General features: G+C 39.5%; 20 protein-coding genes. 10 read left to right on the top strand and 10 right to left on the bottom strand.

Going from position 1 to position 26,874, the window contains the following annotated elements; translation table 11 throughout:
* Positions 1-88 precede the first annotated feature (88 nt).
* On the bottom strand, positions 89-1,693 hold the full coding sequence (locus tag H6G73_RS07730; protein ID WP_190602941.1) for an NB-ARC domain-containing protein: 1,605 nt from the start codon (positions 1,691-1,693) through the stop codon (positions 89-91).
* A gap of 366 nt (positions 1,694-2,059) precedes the next feature.
* Between H6G73_RS07730 and H6G73_RS07735 the strand changes: the two genes are divergently transcribed.
* The 4 genes from H6G73_RS07735 to H6G73_RS07750 all read left to right on the top strand — a co-directional run bounded on the left by H6G73_RS07735 (position 2,060) and on the right by H6G73_RS07750 (position 6,352).
* Positions 2,060-3,940 (top strand): ABC transporter ATP-binding protein, encoded by a 1,881-nt coding sequence (locus tag H6G73_RS07735; RefSeq protein WP_190602943.1) that lies wholly within the window; start codon positions 2,060-2,062, stop codon positions 3,938-3,940.
* Positions 3,941-4,058: 118 nt separating this feature from the next.
* On the top strand, positions 4,059-4,847 hold the full coding sequence (locus H6G73_RS07740) for a Nif3-like dinuclear metal center hexameric protein (RefSeq protein WP_190602953.1): 789 nt from the start codon (positions 4,059-4,061) through the stop codon (positions 4,845-4,847).
* A gap of 313 nt (positions 4,848-5,160) precedes the next feature.
* Positions 5,161-5,376 carry a hypothetical protein gene (locus H6G73_RS07745; RefSeq protein ID WP_190602955.1) on the top strand — a complete coding sequence of 72 codons (216 nt, stop codon included), beginning with the start codon at positions 5,161-5,163 and terminating at the stop codon, positions 5,374-5,376.
* A gap of 664 nt (positions 5,377-6,040) precedes the next feature.
* Entirely contained in the window at positions 6,041-6,352 is a 312-nt protein-coding gene (locus tag H6G73_RS07750) for a DUF6679 family protein (RefSeq protein ID WP_190602956.1), read from the top strand.
* A 65-nt stretch (positions 6,353-6,417) separates the two neighbouring features.
* Here H6G73_RS07750 and H6G73_RS07755 read toward each other — a convergent pair whose 3' ends face one another.
* From H6G73_RS07755 to H6G73_RS07765, 3 genes are all read right to left on the bottom strand, one after another.
* Positions 6,418-8,085 (bottom strand): MBL fold metallo-hydrolase, encoded by a 1,668-nt coding sequence (locus H6G73_RS07755; protein WP_190602958.1) that lies wholly within the window; start codon positions 8,083-8,085, stop codon positions 6,418-6,420.
* A gap of 536 nt (positions 8,086-8,621) precedes the next feature.
* Entirely contained in the window at positions 8,622-9,239 is a 618-nt protein-coding gene (locus H6G73_RS07760; protein ID WP_190602961.1) for a GerMN domain-containing protein, read from the bottom strand.
* 307 nt (positions 9,240-9,546) lie between these two features.
* Positions 9,547-10,248, bottom strand: a complete 702-nt coding sequence (locus H6G73_RS07765) for a rhomboid family intramembrane serine protease (protein ID WP_190602962.1) — start codon at positions 10,246-10,248, stop codon at positions 9,547-9,549.
* Positions 10,249-10,506: 258 nt separating this feature from the next.
* Between H6G73_RS07765 and H6G73_RS07770 the strand changes: the two genes are divergently transcribed.
* A complete protein-coding gene (locus H6G73_RS07770) occupies positions 10,507-12,615 on the top strand; it encodes a serine/threonine-protein kinase (protein ID WP_190602964.1) in 2,109 nt (702 codons plus the stop codon).
* Between the two features lie 9 nt (positions 12,616-12,624).
* On the opposite strand, the gene H6G73_RS07775 is transcribed toward H6G73_RS07770, so the two are convergent.
* Together H6G73_RS07775 and H6G73_RS07780 are read right to left on the bottom strand one after the other, a co-directional pair.
* The gene (locus tag H6G73_RS07775) at positions 12,625-14,301 is read right to left on the bottom strand and encodes a serine/threonine protein kinase (protein WP_190602966.1); all 1,677 of its coding nucleotides are present in this window, start codon (positions 14,299-14,301) and stop codon (positions 12,625-12,627) included.
* A 233-nt stretch (positions 14,302-14,534) separates the two neighbouring features.
* The gene (locus H6G73_RS07780) at positions 14,535-16,061 is read right to left on the bottom strand and encodes a YcjF family protein (RefSeq protein WP_190602968.1); all 1,527 of its coding nucleotides are present in this window, start codon (positions 16,059-16,061) and stop codon (positions 14,535-14,537) included.
* Between the two features lie 401 nt (positions 16,062-16,462).
* On the opposite strand from H6G73_RS07780, the gene H6G73_RS07785 reads away from it, so the two are divergent.
* From H6G73_RS07785 to H6G73_RS07800, 4 genes are all read left to right on the top strand, one after another.
* Entirely contained in the window at positions 16,463-18,769 is a 2,307-nt protein-coding gene (locus H6G73_RS07785; protein WP_242034142.1) for a HAMP domain-containing sensor histidine kinase, read from the top strand.
* 61 nt (positions 18,770-18,830) lie between these two features.
* Positions 18,831-19,880: a type 2 isopentenyl-diphosphate Delta-isomerase gene (fni, locus tag H6G73_RS07790; RefSeq protein WP_190602970.1), complete on the top strand. Its 1,050-nt coding sequence runs from the start codon at positions 18,831-18,833 to the stop codon at positions 19,878-19,880.
* A gap of 153 nt (positions 19,881-20,033) precedes the next feature.
* A complete protein-coding gene (gene sppA / locus H6G73_RS07795) occupies positions 20,034-21,872 on the top strand; it encodes a signal peptide peptidase SppA (RefSeq protein ID WP_190602972.1) in 1,839 nt (612 codons plus the stop codon).
* Positions 21,873-22,084: 212 nt separating this feature from the next.
* Positions 22,085-22,324 carry a hypothetical protein gene (locus H6G73_RS07800; RefSeq protein WP_190602973.1) on the top strand — a complete coding sequence of 80 codons (240 nt, stop codon included), beginning with the start codon at positions 22,085-22,087 and terminating at the stop codon, positions 22,322-22,324.
* Here H6G73_RS07800 and H6G73_RS07805 read toward each other — a convergent pair.
* Together H6G73_RS07805 and H6G73_RS07810 are read right to left on the bottom strand one after the other, a co-directional pair.
* Positions 22,321-23,037, bottom strand: coding sequence for a GDYXXLXY domain-containing protein (locus H6G73_RS07805; protein WP_190602975.1), 717 nt, complete (start codon positions 23,035-23,037; stop codon positions 22,321-22,323). The genes H6G73_RS07800 and H6G73_RS07805 overlap by 4 nt on opposite strands.
* Before the next feature lie 137 nt (positions 23,038-23,174).
* Complete coding sequence (locus H6G73_RS07810; RefSeq protein WP_190602977.1) at positions 23,175-24,614, bottom strand: DUF2157 domain-containing protein; 1,440 nt, start codon at positions 24,612-24,614, stop codon at positions 23,175-23,177.
* A 212-nt stretch (positions 24,615-24,826) separates the two neighbouring features.
* Between H6G73_RS07810 and H6G73_RS07815 the strand changes: the two genes are divergently transcribed.
* Complete coding sequence (locus H6G73_RS07815) at positions 24,827-25,819, top strand: RsmB/NOP family class I SAM-dependent RNA methyltransferase (protein ID WP_190602979.1); 993 nt, start codon at positions 24,827-24,829, stop codon at positions 25,817-25,819.
* Between the two features lie 107 nt (positions 25,820-25,926).
* On the opposite strand, the gene H6G73_RS07820 is transcribed toward H6G73_RS07815, so the two are convergent.
* Entirely contained in the window at positions 25,927-26,085 is a 159-nt protein-coding gene (locus H6G73_RS07820) for a hypothetical protein (protein ID WP_190602981.1), read from the bottom strand.
* A 126-nt stretch (positions 26,086-26,211) separates the two neighbouring features.
* On the bottom strand, positions 26,212-26,856 hold the full coding sequence (locus H6G73_RS07825; protein WP_190602983.1) for a DUF3318 domain-containing protein: 645 nt from the start codon (positions 26,854-26,856) through the stop codon (positions 26,212-26,214).
* Positions 26,857-26,874 lie beyond the last annotated feature (18 nt).

The raw sequence follows: 26,874 nt of genomic DNA on the forward strand, positions 1-26,874 counted from the left end.
ACTGTTATTCAAATGTCTTTTTACACTCAATATGTCTGTTTTTATTCTCAATTAGATGTTTTCTCTCCGTAATTTCCCTCTGTGACAGTTAGGGGGCGGAAGGTGGGATATAACCTAAGGTATCTACTTCGCTAGGGCGATCGCTATTTTCTTGGGCTATCTGCAACGACTGTTGATAACAATTTAGTGCCTGTTGATACCGTTCCAAATATTGATAAGCAAAACCTAGCCTGGTAATAGTAGCGTGATAATTCCAGTTGTTTCTCTCTCCTGTGACCTCCCATACTCCTATTAATTGTCTACACAATTCAACTTGGAGCATGTAGTAACCATTTAATGTTAAAAAATCATTGACTGTTTTGAATACATCGAATGCAGCGTCATATTGTTGGAGTTGATATTGATGGTAGAAAATTTCTAGATATTCGTGGATATCTACCACACTATGCCAAGGTTTTTGTTTAACATGCAAAAGATAAAAAGAAATCGCTTGCTGATGCAGTTCAGTTTTGTCACCAGCTTTGCAGCGCAAATACTCCAACACTACTGAATGGAAAATAAACCATTTTTGGCTGTTGGATTTTTCTAGTAAAAATGAGCGATTAACCAGGGTTTTCAATTCCTGCTCAATATCATTTTCTGAAATTTCCAATAACAAATTTGCTGCTGTTCCTTGATGAAAACCCCCACGGTAAACGCTGACATTTAATAATAGTTGCTTTTGTAGATCATGCAATCGTGCAAAACTGGCATCTAGTACCAACATCATCGCCACATTACCCCGATGATGCTGATTCACTAAATTAGTATCAGTTAATATCTGCTGTAGATTCCCTAAGCCTAGTTCTCCTAGCCTTTCTAAGCTAGGATCTTCGGGGAATTCTGCTGTGAGTAAATCGGCCACTAATCTCAATAACAGCGGATGCCCTTCTACTAATTTAGTAAATGCTTCTAAATTTCCCCTAATGCCCAACGCGGTTAGCAGTTGTACCCCAGCCTCAATTTTCAGACCTGTGAGAGATAGCCATTGAATTTTTGATGCTATTGGCTGTTGGGGTCGTTCTCTAGTAATGATTAAGACTTTACTCTTGTCACCATACTCTGCCCAAACTGTGAAAAATTCACTATAAAACTGGCTGTCCCATTGCTGATCTTGCTGTAATAAACTTTCTAAATTGTCAATGATGAGTAAGTATGACTCGGATCTTAGGCAGTTAATTAATGCTTCTACTAATTGTGATTCTTTTTTTTGTGATTGATCACCAAATTCTCCTAGCACTTGGCAGGCTAAATCGCTGAATACTAGACCACAACTGACATCTACCCAGTATCGCTTCGAGAAATGCCCAATTTCTTTGTATATTTTGGCAGCTAGCATTGATTTTCCTACACCGCCAATACCTTCAATCCCAATCAGAGTAATATTTTTATCTTCTAACCATTGAGTAAGTTGGGTAATTTCCTCACTGCGTCCCTGCCAGTAGGTTAAGGTGGTGTCTAGATTACCTGCTTGCATAACACCAGGTAATTCTGCTGGACTACTACCTTCTAAACGTTTGACTATTTCTTCCTGTTGCACCCCAAAAATTACCCTATGAAGTTCTCCCCCTGAGTCAGGAGACTGACTCTGGTCTTGGGTAGTTTCTTCCTTATTCAAGTCATCTTGACTACCAGAGTTGTTTTCTTCTGTCATACTTAAACCCTAGTGAAAAATATAGCCGTTGACACTCACCTGGGTAAAATTATCTCTCACTTAAATTCATAACCACAACCTAAGTAAGTCCATGCTAAAAAAATCTCTCATTCATGTTGAGTAATGCTTAAGTAGGCTGTGTTGTCTTGTAGTACAACGCACCATCAATGATTGCGTGTGCTTTAGCCTTTGGTACTGACTCTTACTTGTGGCCGAGCAAATCTATTTCTAGTTGGATGGTAGTTGTATAAAAAAGCGGAATCTTTTTTCACATGGTTTTGACAGAGATTTTAAGGTTAAATTAAAACTAATTCGTCAAACTAGATACTCTCCTAGACTAGTTTTGCTCATTGTGAATTGCTAAACATGGTCATCTACCCATTCCAGAAAAAATCTCAAAAAGAACACAGTCAGCAAGAAAACGACTGGCGATTATTTTTGCGTTTAGTTCCTTATGCACGCCGTCATCAAGGACTACTAACACTTTCAATGTCTCTACTGATTCCTATTGCTATAGCTAATGCTATTCAACCCACTTTAGTTGGTCAGGCTATTTCCTTAATTCGTCAAGAACCAAGTGTGTATGGTTTTTTGCAAAATCGTTCCCTTTGGGAAGGCTTAGGTATTCTCCAGGGAATGTTATTAGCAGCAATTATTATTCGTTTATCTTTAACAGGTATACAAGGTTATTTAGTTCAGAAACTAGGGCAAAAAATTACAGCATCAATTAGAGAAGATTTATTTAAGCATGTCACATCTTTAGCAGTACGTTTTTTTGACACTACACCTGTTGGGAAGTTAATTACTCGATTGACTAGTGATGTGGAAAGTTTAGGGGATGTTTTCTCCACTGGGGCAATTGGCATTATCTCCGATTTATTTTCCATGCTGGTGATTATTGGCTTGATGTTTTCCATTCAGTGGCAACTTGCTTGTTTATTGTTATTGATGTTGTTTCCCATTACATGGTTAATTATTTACTTTCAGCAACAGTATCGTCAAGCAAATTACAAGGCCAGGGAAGAATTATCAAGACTAAATTCTCAACTGCAAGAAAATATTATTGGCATTAATGTTGTGCAGCTATTTCGGCGGGAAAAATTTAATGGCGAATTATTCCGGGCTACTAACCACCGCTACATAAAGGAGTTAGATACAAGTATTTGGTATGACTCTGCTGTTTCTGCAACTTTGGAATGGGTAGGATTGGTGGCAGTGGCTGGGGTTTTGTGGATTGGAGGTTGGTTACTGTCGGGGAAGTTTATTACTTTTGGGATTTTATCGGCTTTTGTTTTATATGCCCAACAATTATTTGAACCACTCAGGAACTTTGCAGAAAAGTTTACGGTAATTCAATCTGGTTTTACGGCAATTGAAAGAGTGACGGATATTTTAGATGAACCGATAGAAATTCGTGATTCTCTCCAGTCTGCTGAATCTTTTTTAGAGTTTAAATCGGGTTATATTCAAGAAATTGTCCCTCAGCTAGAATCCCAAGATTTTACACCTACTCCACCACGGGGAGAAATTCGATTTGAAAATGTATGGTTTGCCTATAAAGATGACGATTATGTAATTAAAAATTTGGATTTTACAATTAATCCAGGGGAAAAGGTGGCTTTGGTGGGGCCGACTGGTGCGGGTAAAAGTTCGATTATTCGTCTGTTATGTCGTCTCTATGAACCAACCCAAGGACGCATTCTCATTGATGGTGTGGATAATCGGGATATCCCCCAAAAAGAACTGCGACGCTATATGACGGTGATTTTACAAGAAGCCTTTTTATTCGCTGGGGATGTTAAAAGTAATATTACCTTGGGCGATCGCTATAATTTTGAGGAAATTCAACAAGCAGCCATGAAAACCAATGTGGCTGAGTTTATTGACCAGCTACCTCAGGGCTATGATACCCAACTCCGCCAACGGGGGACAAATATTTCTAGTGGTCAAAAACAATTATTAGCTTTTGCCCGTGCAGCTATTCGCAACCCACAAATTTTGATTCTGGATGAAGCTACAGCTAGTTTGGATGTAGGTACAGAAGCTATAGTCCAAGAAGCCCTCAATCAACTCCTCATTAAACGCACAGCAATTATTATTGCTCACCGTCTCTCTACTATCCGCAATGTAGACCGGATTTTAGTATTGAAACGTGGTGAATTAATTGAACAAGGTAATCATGAGCAATTACTTTCCCAAGGAGGACTTTACGCAACTTTACATAACCTTCAAATGCTGGGTACTTAATCTTAAAATTTCATGAGTATGGGGCAGGTTTACTAAGCATTTATGCTAGCTTTATACTAGCTATAATATGCCTTCATAACTTTGTTGAAAAATTCCGTAAAAATACGCCTATCAATTAATGAAAATAGCAGAGCTAATTAGTTGGTTTGAAGCATGGGCAAATCCCGCTTGGTGTGAAAGTTGGGATAATTGTGGTTGGCAAATAGAACCTGGGGTATTAGAGGCACAGGCGCGGGTGTTGGTGTGCTTAACTCCTACTTTGGCAGTGATGGAAGAAGCGATCGCTAAATCTGCTAATTTGATTTTTGCCCATCATCCTCTCATATTCAACCCGCCTAAATCTCTGTGTAGTGGTGATCCGTTGGCAGAAATGGCGCGATTAGCCTTTAGGCACAACATCGGTATTTATAGCGCCCATACCAACTTTGATCAAGTAGCTGATGGTACTGCTGATGTTTTAGCGCAAATTCTTAACTTACAAGAGGTATCACCCCTAATCCCTACCCAAGGAAATCTCGGTTATGGTCGTGTTGGCACATTAGCACCCAGTGTAACTTTAAAGGAATTATTGACAAAAATTCACACTCGACTCAATCCCCCCAAGTTACTTTTTTCTCCCACTGCCGATTTACAACAAATCATTAGCAAAGTTGCTGTATTAGGTGGTTCGGGAGCTAGTTTTATTTCCGCCGTTGCCAAAACAGGTGCTCAAGCCTATTTAACTTCCGACTGTAAATTTCATCAATTTCAGGAGAGTCGTGACAAAGGGGTAATTTTAATCGATGCTGGACATTATGGAACTGAACGCCCCGCCTGCGATCGCTTAGTCGAAAAATTTCAGTCTCTCCACCTCGATTGGGTGGAATTAAGTCAAAAAGATGAGGATTTTCGCCAATTTTGCCCTTAAATAGTATATTTTCATTTCTTATGTATTTTTAAATACAATTTAATAAAGTAATAAGACGGCTATTAAAGTATCTTTTTATATTGCCTTCTCATTAGGCGTTATCAAATGTGATAGCGTCTTTATTGTATATTTTGCTATTCTAAATGTACTGAATTTACGGTATTATTTAGCTTATTTTTAGATTTTTGTTGTGACGGGGATCACAAATCAGGTGTAACTACAATCACAAATATTACCCGCTTTGCATCAATGTAATTAACGAGAAAATGCTTCACACTAAAAATGATAAATTGTTTACTAAGCCCTAACTATCATGATTCGCGCCCTAGTAGAATCTGCCTTTGAAACGGGATGTCTTAGTGTTGAATCTGAGGGTCTCATCCACCAAGTCCTAGCAACCAGATGCTATCAATCAGAAGATTTGGCTGCTTTATCTGCTTTGTATGATGCGGTTCGTAATGGTGACATTAAAAGAGAAGCCTCTCCCAATCGCCCCATGGAATTTCCAGCTTTGAATAAAATTCATTAAAATTTAGTTATAAATCTCATAAAAACTCAAAAAATGCTAATTGGGGCTAATTTGTTGTGTTTTTTGCAAGAAGATAGCAATTATCTCCATCCAGGTAACTAGGGCTACGCTAACTGCGTTATATTCTCCATTAATATAAGGATTTATTACATCAAGCTATAGGTTTTAACTCAAAACTCTTCAGGGATTGTTGTTTAAAACCATGAAGGTCACCAGAGAATGAGTTAAGATCAAATACATTAGGGGTTAAAGTAAAGCCAAGTCCCCAGACTTCTCAGCAATGCCAATGAATACAAGTAGGCAACTCAAACAACTTCAATCAACGCTTGTTTTGCAGTACTTTTTATTACATAATGGTAGGAAACAATCACCAGTACATATTTACCCGGTTAGGGCAACTCCAGAGTTGTTTGACTTCTATGAATGAAGTAAACAATCTCTAATCACTTCCCTGAGAGATCGAGTTCAACTGATGCAGAAACTTTTAGTTTATGACCCTAGTTTTTCCGAAATCTGACAACTATAACCAAGCTGTGAGATTGGGTCACTAAACACTCTCGTTCTGAACTGTAGAATTAAACTCTTCAGGGTGTATCTTTAACTGGGATAAAACCCAAAATTTCGACAGGTTTAACTACGTTGTTTAAAAAGGCAGAAGCAGTACATGCTACACCGCAAGATTTATCAACTGTGTTGCGACGGGCGGGAGGTATGTGTATTCTTGCGGGACCAGCAACGCTGGATCGAGCGGGCCCGCATCATCGATATCGAGGGTGATTTAGTGACTCTACGCTATGAAACAGACGAAGAGGACGAAGTTTGTTCTTGGGAAGAGATGGTTCGCCTAGAAAGCATTGGGTCTGTAACGCAAAAACTCGCGTCAGTACCACGTGGCAATGTGGAACCCCTCATGACGGAAGATTGTCCAGAAGCCGAACGAATTCGTAACCGTTTTACTGACTCAAATCCAGATTAATGAGTGCTGTAAGGGTTATGTGATTGGCTTGCCACAGGGAGTGCCGAGTTTTTTATCCTAACTTGTTACTCAGCATTAGATAATCGTTCAAAGGCAGGGCAATAACCTTCAAGAGTAACTTTGAAGTTATACAATGGGGCGGCGGGATTCCAACACCGTTGCCCTCTTTGATATCGGCAAGTTCCACAGCACTCTATATCTGTCCACGTAAAGCGATCGCTATTTTGATTGAGCAATTCCCTCTGAGTCAACCCCCGCAACACTAATTCTTCCCCCTGCCAACGGGCTTCAATCAGTCCTGTATCGGCAAACTGTCGCCATCGCGGGTCTTCTGTAATGGCTTCTGGCAGGGTGACTGTAACTACAGTATCTAATTCCGAAAGTTCCCCTTCGTAGTTAGTTTCCGGGGCAGCTGGTTGCAAAAAGGTCTCGCCAATGGGCAGTTCTACCAATGTGCCACAGGCCGGGGAATGGAGATGATAACGGTTTTGTAATTCTTCTAAACTGGTCAGGTCTGCTAAATAGGCAGGTGAACCGTGAACAAACACCACATGCTGGGGTCTTAAATTATGAATTAATTGGGTTGTGCCGGGGCCATCACTGTGTTGAGCCAGCAAATAACTTTCTATAGTGATGTCATCTATTGCCTGTTGATGAATAGGAATATCTATTTTTTCTGGTAATAAAATCAGCCAACTGCCAGTATTGGGTTGACAATATTTCGATACGTCAATGGTCGGGTCGGTCAGCACAATACAAGGAGACTTACCTAATAAGGAGAGATTTTCCGGTTGCAACCTACGCACACGGGGACGCACCCGTTCATCCCAAAATAAAGGCTGATGGCGAGCAAAGTTTTGCACTGAGGCGGGTAAATGGGGCAAAAGTTCTAAATAAGCGTCACAACCAGCCGCTACTGCACCATCTACCCAAATATCCAAATCTCTTCCCGTAAAATGGTGATGGGAACGTAACAGCATCAGCAATTCTTGACCTAATCCTAATGCTGGTGTGGGTAAAATGACAGAACAGTGTTCTGCGATCGCTCGATGAATTCTTTCTGCTAATTGATTCTCTTGATTGCGACGGTGAGGATAACGGGAAGTGCCATAGCTACCTTCAATTAACAGCACATCTAAATCTAAACCCCGTAATTCTTCTAGACGCAAACCTTCCACTAACCGGGAATTAGACAAGAAGAAATCTCCTGTATAGAGAATTTTGTAATCACGCTGGGGACTGCGGTAGGTGATGAGAATGGCCACAGCCCCTGGTAAATGGCCAGCCGGGAACAATTCTACAATTAGACCATCAAGAACTTCTACAGGCGATCGCAACGGTAATGCCTGACAAAAAGCGGAAATTTCTTCTGGATTCTCATCTAACCAATTCAGTGGTAATAACTTGCTAGTTACCTCACTGCCATAAATAGGTAAAGTGGGAAAGCTTTGGTGCAGTGCCAGAAGCCCTCTGGCATGATCGGAATGAGCATGACTAATCAATACTAAATCCGCCGGTAACGGCACAATACCTCGTGGTGCTGATTGATTTACTTCTTTAGCTAAAGAAGAAATATCCGCCAAGCCACAATCTAGAATAATCCGGTACGGGCCAATCCGTACTAGTAGACAAACACCCTCATCCTCATGTTGCACTCCATAGGGTAAACATGCTAATTCATTCGCCGACTCACCAGCATCAGGGCGAGAAGGGATTGATAAATCATCCCTCATACACTTCTCCCCATTAAACCTGCTCCAAAATTATCCCTTAATTTAGATGTCAGGGAAACTTGAAAGAAGATGACTGGTGTACCAAGTGAATGATTACGGCAATGATAAATACACTTATTTCATTTTGTTAACATTTGTAAACGTCCCGCAAACCCACATCAGTGTGCAGAACCGTTACCATGATAGTTGTCGGAATCATAGAATCCGTTTTGAGTTCCGAAAAATAAACAAGCAAAAGTAAATATAACTGTTAGTCCAACCAAAATTAGCTTGACATCCATTAGTTTGCCGCCCTTGACTCAAGACTTTTTTATCTTAATAGAGTGTTTCTGTGTCTGGGAAGAATCGCTAGAAAATCTTTACTATGGTTGACTGGTTGGGAAATTATAGCAAGTGACAGGTGACGACAGTGCTAAAAACCTTTCAATATCTCAGATTTAGTTTGAGCTAATTTCCTAACTGCCTTGTCCATGGCTATAAGTAAAAACACTACATTAGCTTCAAAGGCAACGTCTCCATTCATCTATATACATACATCACAAAGCTAAGTCTTGTCCCCGTTCTGTAAAGCGGACATCTTTAATATTCCATTGGGCATTACTGGTTAAAGTTTTACGCAAGCTGCTAAATATGGCAAACTGCTCACAACTAGAGAGGGAAGCTAATTGACGTTTAGAATCAGCAGCTAGACGCAAATCAACTGTTGCCACTCCATCTTTAATATTGACACGATAGCCAGATAAGCTAAAATCAGCACCATCTCTATCTTTGAGAATTTGTCCGATTGCTTCTGTCACAGGTTCTTGGGCAGAGACTTCAGTTTTTTTCGGGATCAATTCTTGACATTGGTCGTCACTTGTGTATAAGGTGACGTTGATTGTTTTCGGTTGATTGGATTTTGTCTCAGCCTCAGTTTTTGTCTCATTTTCAGAATCTGGCTGTTCTTGAGTTGTATTAGGTTTTGCTTCCACAGATTTAGACCGTAGTTGTGCAGTGGAAGGACTCAGTTGAGGACGGGGGGTAGTAGTGGTTGTGGGGCTTTCCAAGGAGGGGTTATTGGCATTTTCTCCTGTATTGGTGCCTGTACAGCTGCTAAGAATAGTGCAAATAACAACAAGTGCTAAGGGGAAAAGATATTTTTTGTGGGTGTACATAAAATTGCCTCATAACTATAGTTTTGAATATGTTTTTATATCTCTTTTCTCGATTACTGGCAACTATTCCGTATAAATTTACAAATATTGCCTAATTTTGATAGAAAAGTTTTTAGGATAAAATCTCCAAATTATGAGAATTTCATCTCTATCATTTCAGAGTAAATAGAGGTGTTTTCACGGAAGATATTTAACTTTTATGACACATAAATAATTCATTTTGTTTCTGTCCATGAATATTTAACCTCAATTAAAACTTATTTTTATCCAGCACCAATGCATTTAATAGTTTTACTGGCATTTAGCTTTAACGTCTAGTCACCATCCTCATAAAAGCTGCACCAGTGACTAAAGCTGCAAATTGTCCCCACAAAGCAAAATGTGATTGATTAACACCACCAGGAATATTTAAACTACCAATGCCATAAAAAGCTTGTTGGACAAACCACCAACATACATATAAAAAAGCTGGTAATTCAACTGGTATATAGACAAATATTAATGGTAAAACCGAATATATACGGGCTTGGGGATATTTCATGATATACGCACCAAGAATAGATGCGATCGCTCCATTCGCTCCCACTATAGGAATAGTTAAATTTGGGTCGAAAAAACTTTGTACCATACCACAGAATATCCCAGATGCTAGATAAAGCACTATATAGCGTCGCTGACCGATAGCCGCTTCTACAGACTGACCAAACACCCACAAAAATAGCATATTGCCTAATATTTGGCTAAAGCTACTGTGAATGAATAGGGCAATTGGGAGGGAAAGTAAGCGCCAAAATACAACTATCCAAGCAGCAGAATTATAGAAAACTGCATTAGTAATGGCTCCATTGGTTTGAGCAGGAATAATTCCCCAATTATTAATAAAATTGCCTAAATTATCGTTGATTGCTAAGTAAATTTCCCATAAAAAAATACTAATATTAATGCCAATTAACCAATAATTAATAATCGGTTTATTCCATTTGATTACATTGTCACTGACAGGAATCATGTTAATTGATCAGAGGTTTTGAATTGATGAGCAAGTTGAAAATGCCTAAACTGGAAAATAAAGCTATTCGTTAGCAGATGTCATTACATGAAAAAGCCAAATAATACAAATTATCCGCAATTGAGTAGCATATCCCAGCCGGAAAACTCCAGTCAAACCTAAAGATATGAATTTTTAATTGGTATAATTTACCCAGTATCCCATAACCCTGTGGCAAGATTGAAATGATGTCATCTTACACTCAGTTAGGCAAAAGGGATGCTAGGGAACACTCTGACAGGAAGATACCAAATTATCAGCCACCTGGGAGGAGGTGGATTTGGAGAAACTTACGTTGCTCATGATACTCAGCTACCTGGTGCACCTCCTTGTGTTGTGAAAAGATTAAAGCCACAAGCAAATGATCCTACAACCTTAGAGACTGCTAGACGATTATTTGATACAGAAGCACAAGTTTTATATAAATTGGGAAATCACGATCGCATTCCCCAACTTTTGGCATACTTTGAAGAAAATGCAGAATTTTATCTGGTTCAGGAATTTATTGTTGGTCACGATTTGAGTCAAGAGTTAATACCAGGAAAATTGTTGAATGAAGGAGAGGTAATTTCCTGGTTAAAAGAAATTTTAGAAATCTTGGATTTTGTACACCAACAACAAGTAATTCATCGTGATGTTAACCCGCGTAATATTCTCAGAAGGAAAACAGATGGTCGGTTAATTTTAATTGATTTTGGAGCAGTCAAACAAATTGCAACCCAAGCCATTGCATCTGTTGGGGAAACTAAATTTACGGTGGCTATTGGTACACCTGGTTTTATTCCCAGTGAACAAGCACAAGGTACACCAAAATTGAGTAGTGATATTTATGCTTTAGGCATAATTGCTATTCAAGCTTTGACTGGGTTAGCACCTGAACAATTAGAAAAAGATGTAGAAACTAATGAAATTGTCTGGAAAAAATCTGCTCAAGTTTCACCAGAGTTAGCACAATTTATTGACATAATGGTGCGTTATGATTTTCGCCAGCGTTATGCTTCAGCAACTGTTGCTTTACAGGCATTAAATCATTTAACAGCTAATAATTCTAGGACTGTAATTGTCACACCTCTTGCACCAATTACTACTCCTGTACATCAACTAAAACAACCAGGATTAATTTGGAAAGTTACCTTATCTGTATGCTTCATTGGTGCTGCTAGCATCGGGTCTATATTTGTCATGAATCGAATTAATTCTCACAGCGCGACGGAATTGTTTCAGCAAGGAAATACATTATTGCAACTACAACGCTATGAAGAGGCATTAGCATTATATGAAAAAGCAGTAAATATCAAACCTAATTACCCTCAAGGTTGGTATGGTCAAGGGAAGACATTATTTGAATTAAAGCAATATTCAGAAGCACTCAAAGCTTACGACCAAGCAATTCAACTGCAACCAGATTATTTAGAAGCATGGATAAATAGGGGATTTACTTTAATCAAATTACAACGTTATATTGAAGCAATATCCGCATTTGATAAAGCATTACAATTTAAAAATAATGACCCTAGTATTTGGAATGCGAAAGGAGATGCTTTCCGCAATTTAAAACAATATGACCAAGGAATTAAAGCCTATGAACAGGCAATTGAGTTACAACCAGATAATTATCAGTTTTGGTATAACAAGGGGCTAATTTTACAAAATATAAAACAATATGAAGAAGCTATTAATGCCTATAATAAAACTGTGGAATTAAAACCAGACTACGCTGCTGGCTGGTATAACAAAGGTAATAGTTTAGTTAATTTAAATCGTTATGAAGATGCCTTTCAAGCTTATGACCAAGCAGTGGCATATCAACCCAATAATTATGTAGCCTGGCTATCTAGAGGCAATGTCCTGATTACTTTACGCAGGTATGGAGAAGCTATTAGTAACTTTGAGCAGATTATCAAAGCTGATCCAGATAATTATCAAGCCTGGTATTATCGTGGTTGGGCGTTACATCAAAGCCAACGTTATGCAGAAGCCATTGAATCTTATCAAAAAGCCATTGCTATTAATAAAAAAGACTATAAAGTTTGGTATAACTTAGGCAATTCTCAATATAACTTACAAAAATATGCAGAGGCGATCGCATCCTACAATCAGGCAGTGCTTTCTCAGCCCAACCATTATGAAAGCTGGTATAGTAGAGGCAATGCTCTATTGAATATGCGACGATATCAAGATGCGATCGCTTCCTATAATCAAGCCCTGAAATATAAGCCTGATTATCAACAAGCTATCAATGGTCGTAACGAAGCCCAAAATCAACTCCAAGCGGAAACATCTCCTCGGTTCATTATTCCTATCCCTAATCCTAAATCTACACAATAGCGATTAGGATCATGATTTTTGGTTTTTCTGGCGGATATTTTGTTTGTGAGAATACTCTTGTAATTTCCTTTGGGCTTGGGGATAAACTGTAGTATCTTTAGGAACTTTTTGGAGAAATTTAATTGCTCCGTTAAAGTCATGAACACCTGCTTTTTTATGAGCTTCATTTAAAAAATGACTAGCTCGAATTTCCTTTTTCTGACTATATTCTGCTAACTTTTTCTGAACAATGGCACCAGCAGAAGTTTCAGGAGGAATTTGGCGCAGATATTCCAAGGCTGTAGAAAAGTCTCTATTTTCTGCACTTTTATAAGCCTTGGTCAGTAAAGATTGGGTTTGGAATTGAATATTTACCTGTGCTTGTTGAACTAAATTACCTGTCTTAGATTGCCAATATAAACTAGTAGGCACTTTGGGAGCATTACGCAGTACATCTAACCATCTACCTTCCTTCAACGCTTGTTCTGCAACCAGATATTTTTCTGCGGAAGTTTGCCATTGTTTTTTCCATTCCCCAATATTTGCCTGGGCTTCTGGATAAACATTACTATGGGTAGGAATTGATTGAGCTAAAGTAATTGCTTGTTGAACATCACCACTTTGATATTTATCTATAGCTGTATATAAAGTTGCTGTTTCTGAATGAGAAATAGAATTTTGAGCTAAAGAATATACTCCCCATCCCAACAACAAAGAATTTATGGTGAGTCCAAGGCGCAGTCCTGCTAGTAAGGGAGAAGATTTAGAATTAGATGAATTGGTAGAATGGTGATATTTGTGGGTAATTGGTTCTAATAGTAATTCCTCATCTAGCTGGGGAGTTTCTTCTGGTTGGTTGACCCAAATCATCTGCTGAAGAACTTGTAGTGCCTCCTTCGCAGATTGAAAGCGGTCTTGATGATTATAGCGAATCATTTGGGTTAAAAAAGCCGCTAAATATTCGCTGATTTCGCTATTCTCCGATAACCAAATAATTTCATTAGTTACTGGATCAATATTAAATTGTAGAGGTGTTAATCCTGTTAAACCTTGAATAGCAATCATTCCCAAGGCATAAATATCGCTGCTGGGTTGAGTTTGCCCTAAAAACTGCTCTGGAGGAATATAACCTAAGGAAGTAGCCGGCATTTGATAAATAGCTAGTTCCGATTCTGTGCTGAAATCAACTGGTTGAATTGAACCAAAATCAATTAATACTAACCTGCCATCAAAAGCACGTCTAATTAAATTTTCCGGTTTGACATCACAGTGAATGAAGCCTTGAGAATGGACAAAATCCAGAATGCTTAAAACATCTTCTAAAAAGACTACTGCATCATTCTCACTCCAGCGATGGCCTAGTTCTTGATTGAGAGCTAATTCATTAGCTAAAGCTTGTCCAGCCACAAATTCTTGAACTAAATAGAACCGTTCATTTTCTTCAAAACAAGTAATTAATTGAGGAATTTGATCGTGACTGCCTAAAATTTGTAAAGTTTCTGTTTCGGTGAGAAACCGCAGTCGCAGATAGTCATAACAGGAACTCATTTGATAACTATTAACTTTGAGTTGTTTAACAACGTATCTCGGCTTATCTGCATAATCTAAATCTAAAGCGACATAGGTTTGTCCAAATACTCCTGCCCCCAGGCTTTGAACAATTTGGTAACGCTCTTGTAATACTTTACCTATCATTTGGTTGCTCATAAGCTAGTTACTGAGAAATCCATACATATAGGTTTTCTAGCGTCACCTCCTATTTCCGGAATCATGAAGGATAATTCATTTAGCCTTTAACACATGACCAGATAATGTTTCTGACCTTGTCAAAGGCAAAATTTGCAGATATTTAACCTCAAGTAAGCTAAATCCCAATTACCAATTGCATTACCATCGGTATAGTTCAATATTTGGCATTTTAATTTTCATGTCTTGGTTAATCATCCACCTTCGGAATTATCTGTTAAAGGTTTCACTACTTTAGAAATAGCTTCTTGCACGAAAGCTTTAATAAATTCATCCCGACGATTGATTTGAAATTGACGCTGTACCACTTCTGTCATACCTCCATCACCCCAATCTTGGTCATGACGGAAATATTCGATAAAACTTTTACCAGCAATTCGAGTTAAATAAGCGGCAGTTACTCCTTGAATGGCACGACCAACTATAAAAGTCGCAACATTTAATTGTAAGGCAGTGGAAAGAAGTTGAATTGCACCTTTAACAATCCCTAAACTAGCAATAGTTTTTGCTAAAGATAATGCTAATTCTCGCCCTCGTTCCATATTTAATTCACAGCCATACACCCGACCAATTTCTACTACCATTTGAGCATTAACGGCAGCAGTAGCAAGTAAGTCTACAACTGGGAGGGGAGTAACAGAAACTACACCTGCACCTATCCATTGAAACCGCTCAACAATTCTATCTGCTTGACGACGGCGTTGGGCATCAATAAGTTTCCGGGCTTCTTCTCCCAAGCGTAGAGATTGTAAGAGGATGTTGTCGGCAACTAAATCTTCACCTTCTGCCCGCAGGACAGCAGCCATGCGACGCAACAGGGGGATGATATCTGGTTCTGGTTGAAAGATTTCCCCAGTTTCCAATTGTGCAGTTTGGGGATTAGCTGTGATCGCTACTACATCATTTGTAGCAATAAAACCCCGCACCCGTTGACGCAATCGCGCGAGGATCGATTCTTTATCTTGTTCAGTATACAAATCAGTTTTATTCAACACCAAGAGCGATCGCTTGCCAATTTCGGCTAAACCCCGCAACGGTTCATATTCTGAACGCCGCAAATCATTATCCACGACGAACAACAATAAATCCGCTTCTGTAGCTAAAGCCCGCGCTAATTGTTCCCGTTCTGTCCCTGCTACCCCAGCTTCTAAAATTCCTGGTGTATCTGTAATTAAAATCTTCCGTTCTAACCCCTTCAAGCGCAAACAATAGGTTTCTCCCACCTTAGTAGTTCCCATTGGTGCATTTACTTCACCCACCATTCTCCCCATAATTGCATTCACCAGGGAAGTCTTACCAGCACTACCTGTCCCAAACACCACCACCTGAATTTCACCTCTAGACAAATTGGCTTCAATTTCCCTCGTGCGACTCAGTAAAGCTTGACGAGTCACTTCATCTTGAATTTGTGCTACCTGTTGACGCACTGCTTGAAGAGTGGAAGAAGCGGCATCAGATTTAGCCGCAGGAATTTGAGCAGGAGTCACAGTTCGGCGATAACTACGGCGCTTTTCTCCTTTTTGGAGAACCATCACGTAATACACAAATGCGGCAATCAAACCGCCAATTAACACCACCAACAGCAGTAACAGCAAATTACCTAGCAATGGTGAATAGGACAACTGCCAGTAAAGACGTGATAGAGAGTCAATTAGCCACAGGACTAGGGCCAAAATGACAATCAAACCAACAATCAGTGTTACTAACCGCGAAAAAGGCATGAATTCAGGCGTTTCAGAAGTTTAGGAATCAGAATCAGGAGCTTTAGTTGATAGAGCTACACTAACAAAAGTTGAGAAGTTCAAAGTTTTATAGTAATACATTCATTTCTTCCCCTGCTTCCCCACTTCTTGGTATCTTGTCGAATCTACGTTATTTCTTCCGTCAATTGGCCAAATCCCCCGCCTCAGATATCCTGCCTTCACTTACCAGCAACCAATTTTAACGCTTTCTTTACAGTGGCTTCAGATTTTTCCACAAGTTTTACACAATTCCTCCATATCCTATATCTAAGTAAAAACCACATGTTATGACCATTTGGTTAAGCATCATCCACCAATGAATTTACATAAATTAGACCTAGCATTTAATCCCCAATTCGACAATATAAATCCTTACTTATATGAATCTCCTACGTCCTTCCTTAACCAAAGCTGCTCAATCACTTTCTAGTTTTAGGAGTAACCCTGCAACTAGAGCTAATCATCTTCCTATGCCGCCAATTTCTTTCAATTTGCCCACTCGATGTCAACAATGGTTTGCTCAAAGCAAGATTGGCCGCAAAATCGGTTATGGTTACGCGTTAGCAATAGGGGTAGCTTTACTGGGCACTTTTGTAGGCGATTATTTAGGCAATCGTTATAAAGAAGAAGCATCTATACTATCAATTCACGCACAAACAGAATTACAAATTAACAGTAATTTAAAGGCTATTATTCTGCAATCATTAGTTCATGAACAAAAATTAATTACTTTAATTGATTATCCAGAATCATTTCAAAAAGAATATCACGAACTCATAGAATATACTGAAGAAGTCCAGGAACGTTGGCTAGAGTTGAAAAAATTTGCTGCTACGGCCAAGCAAGAAGAAGTAAAACAATATGAGATGTACGATGAATTATTTCGGAAATATGACCCCATTGTGACAAGTTACGTCCAAGAGGTTTCCAAGTTAAAACAAAAATTAAATCAATATTCAATTCACTCACCAGAGTTTTCTGAACAAGCACGTACACAACTAGATAATATATTTAACAAATTTGTCTGGGAAAAATTAGATCAATTGACCTATGACATCTCAGACATTATGGTTTTATCTCAACGAGAGTTAGCAACAGCAAAGCAAAATGAAGCGACAGCAAATAGGCTAGATACTAAAATTAGTTTGTTTAGTACGTTATTATCTATTGGCATTGCCGCATCACTAGCTTATTTAACTATTTATGCCATTACTTTACCCATTCAAGCTACCACAAAAGTTGCTCAAAGAGTCTCCCAAGAATCGAATTTCGATTTACAAGCACCGGTAATTAATAATGATGAAGTGGGAATCCTAACTACTTCTTTAAATGATTTAATTAAACGATTTAAAACTTTATTGATAGAGCACAAAGCTAGTGCCGAACAATTAAGAGAATCTCAACAACTATTACAATTAGTTATTAACACTATTCCCCAAACAATTTATTGGAAAGACCGCAATTCTGTATTTTTAGGTTGTAACCAAAAATTAGCTGAATTAGCTGGCTTAGAATCACCAGAAGCCATTATTGGCAAAAAAGATGATGAGGTGCTAGCTAAGAAAGAAGCTTCTCTCCATGATAGTCAGATTATGAATACCAATAGTCAAGAAATTGGTGTCCTGGAATGTGTTCATAATGCTTATGGACAAAACATGTGGACAGAAACGAATAGAGTACCTTTACATGATGCAGAGGGTAATGTCATTGGTATCCTGGTGACTGTTCAAGATATTACAGAGCGCAAAGAGTCTGAACTTCATCTCCAGCAATTGAATCAAGAATTGGAAAGACATTCCCTGCAATTGAAAGATGCCCTCACTAAACTGAAGAAATCGCAAATGGAATTGATCCAATCAGAAAAAATGTCATCTTTGGGTCAATTAGTAGCAGGAATAGCCCACGAAATTAATAATCCAGTTAACTTTATTCATGGAAACATTACCTATGCGAATGAGTATGCCCATGAATTATTGGATTTGCTGAATCAGTACGAAAAACACTATCCCCATCCTCCAGCAGAAATAGAAACACTGAGAAAGGATATTGATGTAGAGTTTCTTAGTGAAGATTTTACGAAGCTATTAGAATCTATGCAAATAGGTACTAATCGCATTCGTGATATTATTCTCTCCTTACGCAATTTCTCACGGTTAGATGAAGCGGAAGTTAAAAATGTTGATATCCATGAAGGTATTAATAGTACCTTGACTATATTGCATAACCGCATCAAAGCCAAGCCTGATACACCAGAAATTCAGGTGATTAAAGAATATGGTCAATTACCATTAGTTGAGTGTTATCCAGGCCAACTCAACCAAGTATTCATGAATATTATTTGTAATGCCATTGATGCCATTTTAGAAACTCATATAGGTAAAACCTATGAGGAAATTTGTGCAAATCCAGGGAAAATTGTGATTAAAACACAATTGGAAAATGACCAGTCGATTTCTATTCGGATCACTGATAATGGCCCTGGGATGACAAAAGATGTAAGTGCTAAGTTATTCGATCCATTTTTCACAACTAAACCAGTTGGTCAAGGTACAGGCTTAGGTTTGTCTATCAGTCACCAAATTATTACTGAAAAACATGGGGGTAAGCTGTATTGCAACACTGCACCAGGAGAAGGAACAGAGTTTGTGATTGAGATTCCTGTTGGTGAATTTTCTGTAGATGTCTAACTCCATACTGGCCTGAGACTGCCAAAATAAGAAAGGCAACAGCTTGGAGTTATAGTTACCAGTGAATCCTCTTTCTAGTATTTCCGCTCAAACTCAGCATCGTAAAGCAGACCATATCCGCATTTGTTTAGAAGAAAATGTTCAGTGTCAGGAAGTGACCACTGGACTAGAACGCTATCGATTTACTCACTGTTGCTTACCGGAACTCGACCGCAACGATATTGATATTTCTACCAGTTTTCTGGGTAAACATCTGGGTGCACCTTTGCTCATATCTTCTATGACAGGGGGAACAGAACAAGCAGGGATGATTAACCGTCGTTTAGCAGAGGTGGCCCAAGTCTATAAACTAGCAATGGGTGTAGGTTCCCAGCGGGTAGCAGTGGAAAAACCCCAAGTCGCTGATACCTTTGCTGTTCGCAAGTATGCACCTGATGTGCTACTGTTTGCCAATTTGGGTGCAGTACAGTTGAATTATGACTATGGTGTGGATGAATGTTTGCGAGTAGTGGATATTTTGCAAGCTGATGCGCTGATACTACATTTGAATCCCTTACAGGAGTGTATTCAAGCGAGGGGAGATGTCAATTTTCGGGGATTACTTGACAAAATAGCTAAATTATGCAATCAAGTCTCAGTGCCAGTAATTGCCAAGGAAGTAGGTAATGGCATATCAGGGCAAATGGCAGACAAATTAATTGCGGCTGGGGTAGTGGCTATAGATGTGGCTGGTGCTGGAGGTACATCCTGGGCGTTAGTAGAAGGGGAAAGGGGGGAAAATCCTTTACAAAGACGGTTGGGGAAAACCTTTGCTGATTGGGGTTTACCAACGGCTGACTGTATTCAAGAAATTAGAGCGATCGCCCCTCATATCCCACTCATTGCTTCCGGGGGGTTACGACATGGTTTAGACGTAGCCAAAGCGATCGCTTTAGGTGCAGATATCGCTGGTTTAGCCATGCCTTTTCTCAAAGCCGCAGCAGTTTCGGAAGCGGCCATAGCAGAATTAACAGATATTTTAATTGGGGAAATCACCACTGTCCTCTTCTGTACAGGCAACTCTTCTTTGTCTCAATTAAAGAATTCAGATAGTTTACAGCGCTTACAATAGTAAACAAGACTTTTTCTGTCATACCAATTTGTCAAACGATGGTGATAGAGAGAAGGCTTAATAGATAGGCCATCTCAATCTCACATCCAAAATTTCCCATATCAAATGGTATACATTCTTTTCTCTGTGCTAATAACTAATAACTAAAAACTAATGAATAATTTCCTTAAACAAACTTTATCCAGTCTCATTGGTACCTTACTAGGATTAGCTATTTTCTCTAGTATTGGTGCCATTGGTTTATTATCTCTGTTTGTATTAGTAGCTACTAGTTCCAAAGATACAGGGCCAGAAGTCAAAGATAAATCCGTAATGGTGTTTGACTTAGGGACAAAAATTACTGATAGTGAACCCAGTTCAACAGAATTATTGCAAAAAACCTTGAGTGGGGAAGATACAGAGCAAATTACCCTGCGCCAACTCATCGATACTATTGAAAAGGCTAAATCAGATTCCCGTATCGTGGGCATCTATTTAGATGGTAGTAATTCTCTCAACAATAGTAATATCGGCTATGCTTCCTTGAAAGAAATTCGCCGTGCCTTAGAAAATTTCCGGGCAGCGGGGAAGAAAATTATTGCCTATAGTACAGCCTGGGATGAAAGAGAATATTATCTCAGTTCTGTGGCTGACCAGGTAATTATTAATCCCATCGGTGGGATGGAAATGAACGGTTTAAGTTCACAACCCATGTTCTTAACGGGGGCATTACAAAAGTATGGCATTGGCGTACAGGTGGTAAGAGTTGGGAAATTTAAAGGGGCAGTAGAACCCTTAGTTTTGGATAAATTGAGTCCAGAAAACCGAGAACAAACTCAGAAATTGCTAGACGATGTGTGGGGAGAATGGCGCAATACCGTTGGTAATAGCCGTAAAATTTCACCCCAAAAGTTGCAAGCGATCGCTGATAATCAGGCCTTCTTAGAAGCTAATGAAGCGAAAAGCAATGGTTTAGTTGATCAGGTAGCTTATGTAGACCAAGTAGTAACTAACCTGAAAAAATTGACAGGTAGTGATACAAAGGAAAAAAACTTCCGCCAAATTAAAATGACTGAATATGCAGAAGTTGCGAGGAAATCTTCAGCCGCAGATAGTCAGTCAGACAAAAAAATTGCTGTGGTCTATGCCGAAGGGGAAATTGTCGATGGTAGCGGTCAAGAAGGAGAAATTGGAGGCGATCGCTACGCTAGAATCTTTAAAAAACTACGACAAGACCAGGATGTTAAAGCTGTAGTCCTGCGAATTAATAGCCCCGGTGGTAGTGCCACTGCATCAGAAATCATGCAGCGAGAAATCAAATTAACTCGTCAAGTGAAACCCGTAATTGTGTCTATGGGAGATATGGCAGCTTCCGGTGGTTATTGGATTGCTAGCGACTCCAACAGGATTTTTGCTGAACCCAACACAATCACAGGTTCCATTGGTGTATTTGGGGTTTTATTCAACGGTCAAAAATTAGCTAACAATAACGGTATTACTTGGGATACTGTGAAAACTGCAACCTACGCTGACACTCAAACCGCTGCCCGTCCCAAATCTCCCCAAGAAATAGCACTGTACCAACGCAGCGTCAACCGCATCTACTATATGTTTTTAAATAAAGTTTCCCAAGGTCGGAAACTGCCACCACAAAAAGTCGCAGAAATTGCCCAAGGACGAGTGTGGTCAGGTGCATCAGCTAAAGCCATTGGTTTAGTTGATGAAATTGGTGGTTTACAAGTAGCGATCAATTACGCGGCTAAAACAGCCAACTTAGGCAAAAATTGGCAACTACAAGAACATCCCCGTCAGACTACTTTAGAGGAACGTTTATTTGGTCGGACTGTGGAAGAAGTCCAAACAAAATTGGGGATAGAAACAACTCCACCTCAACCCAATAATCCCCTCTGGGCAGAATTTAGCAAACTACAACAAGAAATAGAAATCTTGCAAAAAATGAACGATCGTCAAGGCATTTATGCCCGTCTTCCCTTTAACTTGCGGATGGATTAGGAGTTAAAAAACCAGCCGAAATTCCGTTTCTATCAAGGCAGTGACCAGATGAGGAACATTTATCCTGCATCATAGTAATTGCCTGTTAACTGGACTTAGGCAAAAAAAAGCCGAAAAAGCGATCGCAACTTTTCTATTCCCCGTGACTTATGCCCAAAAGAGTGTAGAGTAGTGAAGAATTAAACTCGCTCCTCTATTCCACACATCCATCTATGGATAGAAAAACGAAACGGTTGCTACTTCTTGTTATTTCTTGCAGTTTTTCTGGCGTGATATTAGGCGGTACTGCTGGCTGGGCTGAAAGTAAAATGTGCCTCAATGCCAGTACAGTAACCAGTGATTGTATCACCCAAAGTTCCTGGCAGCGAACCATTCAAGGGATGAGTACCGGATTATTAGCAGGTGCTGGGGCTGCTTTTGGTGCAGCCTGGAATGTACGTCACGAAAACTAAAAACGATAGTTGCGATCGCGTATCCACAGACTTTCAGGCACAGCATTGCCTTGGGGATCGACTTTCACCCTCACAACAATGGGTGTACGTCTACCACTCCTAGTTTGCTGTGCTTCCAAAATCTCCTCATTAATTCTGCGGCGTTGTGATTCCCGAATGTTGTAGTTTTCCAAACCGTAATTAACAGCCCCATCTTGATAAGTGCCCCTTAAAGCTACCTGTTCATCGGGTAGAAACACAGGACGACTGCTACTAATTCTCACTGGTCTCCAAGCCCTAGGAACCCCATCATTAAAGGATTCTCGCTCCTGCAAAATCAAATATAAGGTGCTACCTTGGGCAATTTGTCCATTTCTGAGGGAATTTCTTCTTACCCAATCCCTCCAACCTGGCACTCTTCGCAAATTTTCTGGGCGAGAAACATTATAATCGAGGTTCAAATTATAGCCTTGGAGCAAATCTTCTGCATTAATAGAAGCGGTTTGCAAAACCACTGTCCGACCCGTCACTCCTGTATATAATGCTTGCCCTGGTACTGCTAAAATTAACCCTACTTGCAACATCAAAGGAGCAATTAAACGCCAAATTGGTAAAGGTTTATTAGCTTGTTGTTCAGTAGCTCGGAGATAATCTCGAAAAGTTAACTTTTCGGAAAACTCCATTTCTGGCGATATATTTTTCTTAGTCTTGGATTCAGAGGTATCGCTTTTCATCGCTAGAATTCCTAAATTGTCAGTTGCCAGATATCAATTGCCAATGGTCATGTGTGAATGATCAATGACTAATGACTAATAGGAATTTAACCGCAGAGATTTCTGAATATTTGGGAAACGGAAGTACCACTTCGCTATTACTTCTTATTGCCAGAGCTAGAACTAGAAGATAAGCGTTTTTCAAACCATAAACCAGCGGTAATCAAACAGTAACCACAGGTAACAAACACAAGGGACTTAAACAATAAATCTGTGTCGTATTCTAAAACCCGACTGATAACTTGGAGGGTGAGTAATAGCATACCACACCAAAATGGTCTTCTGTCACGTAATTTTAACCCTTCTTGAATTAACCCCCAGGCTAATGTTACCAACAGAACATTAAACACAATCACTCCAAATTCGGTAACACGAGCGATCGCTTGATGCCAAAATGGAATGACGACAATACACCCTAAAAAAATACTAATAATCAGAGTTTTAAAGAAAACCTCCCGCCGCATGGGGTTATTTCTTTGTCGCAACATAAACAACCATTGCAACACAGCTAATCCACTGAGAATCCCCAAATCTATAATTGGCAACGACCGGAAGACACTAGAAAAGTTATTTGGTTGAGAAAAAGCGTCATCAAAGGATTGCCATTGCCAACGAAAAGACAACAGATAAAAGACAATGCCAAAACACAATAACCCTAAATTGCGAGCTAAAGGTTGAAATAATCTGTAATTAATCGTTGGAAATAGTAAATCATCATAACTCCAGAATAATGCTGGAGGCAGTACCAAAGCAAAAGATGCCACCCAAGGGACAACATCCGATAAAGTTAACAATGGTAGAGGATTGAGATTATATTGCAAAGAGATAGTAAAGGCTACAATCCCCATACCAAAAATCCATCGGGAACGACAAATATAGGCTAAGGGTACAAACAATAACCATGAGAGAATAGGCATATGGCGAACAGCTAACCTTGCCCAACTCAACTCCCCCGGAGAAGACCAAAAATCTCGTAAGCCTATCCAGTAGCCAATTTGAATTAAAATAATGGCCAACACCCCCAGAGAATTGAGGGAAAGGGCATAGGCCATAACCAAAACGCCAAATCCCCAGGCAAAAAATAATTCTGCCGTCGAACCATTAATATTGAATATCTGCCCCATTAACGCTATGTTTGCACCCAAAATCAGCGCACTCAAGAAAAGCAAAGCCTCTCCCAGTAGGCGTTTGTCCCGGTTGAGCTTTTTGCCTTCCTTAGCAGCAGCGATCGCAGGTTGCCTCCAGGTGTAAAAACCGGTAAAACTAGTAGCTAGGAATAAACTAATTAATAAAATAAACCTAGCTTCCCGTGACCAAATTTGCCAATTTGCACCCACAAAAATCATTACACCTAAAACTAACAGCAAGCCACCAATACCAATGGCTGCTAATACAAACCGCTCACGAGCAACAGCATCTAATTTATTAAATTGATACCGTTCGGCAATTTGGTCGTGTTGAGAAGAACTAATTAGTCCTTCATCCCGCCAAAGTTTTGCTTCTTGGCGTAATTTACGCTGAAAATTTTCAAATATCATGACCCTCTCCGGTGCAGTGGATAAGTTTGGCCAAAGTCAAAACAAGGTTAGCTTCCAGCTAAACGCTAGAAGCCGCGCCGGACGCGCTTTATAAACGCAATCTCCATGATGGTCAAGTATTTTCAGTATGCAGCCAAATATCTAAATTGCATTGTTCTGCTGTAACAGTTTCCATATTGTTCTAGGCTGACAAATTTATTGAGATTATTTCTATGGAAAAACCTTCAAATTTATTAATTAAACTCTCACGGCGTTTATTTACAAATACAGATATACAAACTCAATTTATTGATGCCTTAGTTAATCCTCAAATCTATTCACCTTGTATTCTCTGGTGTGAAGAAAAACCAGAAAATTCCCCCTTTCCTATCGCCACATCAACTCCTTGGCAACCATCATTTGTAGACCGTTTATACCCAGGTGAAAAACCTGGTCAACATTCCCTACATCAACAAGGATATTTTTATTGTTTAGATTTCTCTTCTGTATTTGCTGCATCAATTTTATTGGCAATTTCTCAACCAATATCAGTAATCTTTGATATGTGCGCTGCCCCTGGTGGTAAAAGTATTTTTGCTTGGCGATTATTCCAACCAGAATTACTAATTTGTAACGAAGTTATCGGCAAGCGATTAGGCATGTTGATTTCTAATTTAAAACGCTGCCATATTCAACCCTGTGCAGTAGTCAATAGAGACTCTAGTATTTTGGCAGAGATATTTGCTAATTCTAGTGATTTAGTTTTAGTTGATGCTCCTTGTAGTGGTCAATCTCTATTAGCAAAAGGTGAAAAAGCACCAGGATGTTTTCATCCCACAGCTATTAATAAAAGTGCCAATCGCCAAAAACGTATTATTGCCAACTCTGCCAAAATAGTTGCACCTCAAGGCTACTTAGCTTATATGACTTGCACCTATTCACCAGAGGAAAATGAGCAGGTATGCCAATGGTTATTAGACAAATTCCCGCAGTTTCAACCAGTAGAAATTAACCATTTATCTACATATCAATCGCATTTAACTACCATGCCTTGTTACCGCATGTTTCCCCAAGACAAACTAGGTGCTGGTGCCTTTGCAGCTTTATTTAAGCATCAAGGAGAAAGGGATAATAGTAATTTCCATGTGGATAATCTTAAGTCTATCTTGCAAGACCATGATAGTAATTTAAGTTGTTTTAATAACTTTGTGGCAGCCAGTAATTAAGCCGATGCCAAATATAGCAGGTGACAGTTAACAGGTGACAGGTAAGCCAGCGCGGTCTTGGGGGTTTCCCCCATGAGCGACTGGCGCACCCCTGCGGGGTGACAGTGCTAGAAGCCTTTGCCTGTCTCGGTTTTAGTGTTAGTTAATGTCCTAACCGTTCTGTCCATTGCTATATCTAAATCTAAGTTGAGAAATATTCCTGTAGGGTGTGTTGTCGCGTAGCGCAACGCACCTAAAATAATTGCTGCTATACAATGATGATTCAATGATAATGAATTAATTAACGTTACTCCGATTTGTAGCGAAATATTGTATGTAAACAGGGGGTAGGTTATTCTACCCCAGCTATTTTTACCTCTAGGTCATCCCTGTAGGATGTTTGGTGGTTGGTGTTAGAGTCCACCTTCATCAGAGTTACGGGATTTAGATTTAGCTTTATTAGCACTGCGTTTCAGGGCAGAGAGTCTAGCTTCATAGCGAGAACGCTGGCGTTTACTAGGGGTATTTTCAATTAGGGTTTTCAAGGCACTACCAAGACTCTTGTAAGCGTTGGGGAGACTATAACCAAAACGAGTAGCTAGGGCGATCGCTTTTTCATCAGCGTCGATTAATTCTCTAATTTGCTTTTCCCCATTATTTTTTTGATACAGCCGCCAACCGGAAACGCCACATAGTGCCAAAGCCAAAACTAGCAGCAATCCATCCTGTACCCATAATTCACCCACAGCACCACCTAAACCAATGGCCAGTGCTGCCATTTCCCATCCATCCTTAGGAATGGTGTCATTTTGAACGCGGGCCACTTCATGCCAAAACAGCAGATTACGCTGATCCATTGCTAAAGCATCCCATTTCACCAAGTCAATTTGAATTTCTACTTGGTCTTTGCCGATTTCTTCACAACGGATCAGGGGTGGATTAACCTCAGTTGTGCCTTCAACCGTGACCCAACTCTGCAATTCTGGCGGTAGTAAGCTTTTTAACCGCCGAAGTTCACTCATTTCCGCTTTGGCAGAGGAGGTTGCATAGGATGTCATAAAATCCAGCCCTAAAAA

It is taken from the genome of Richelia sinica FACHB-800, from assembly GCF_014698825.1.
Lineage (GTDB): Bacteria > Cyanobacteriota > Cyanobacteriia > Cyanobacteriales > Nostocaceae > FACHB-800.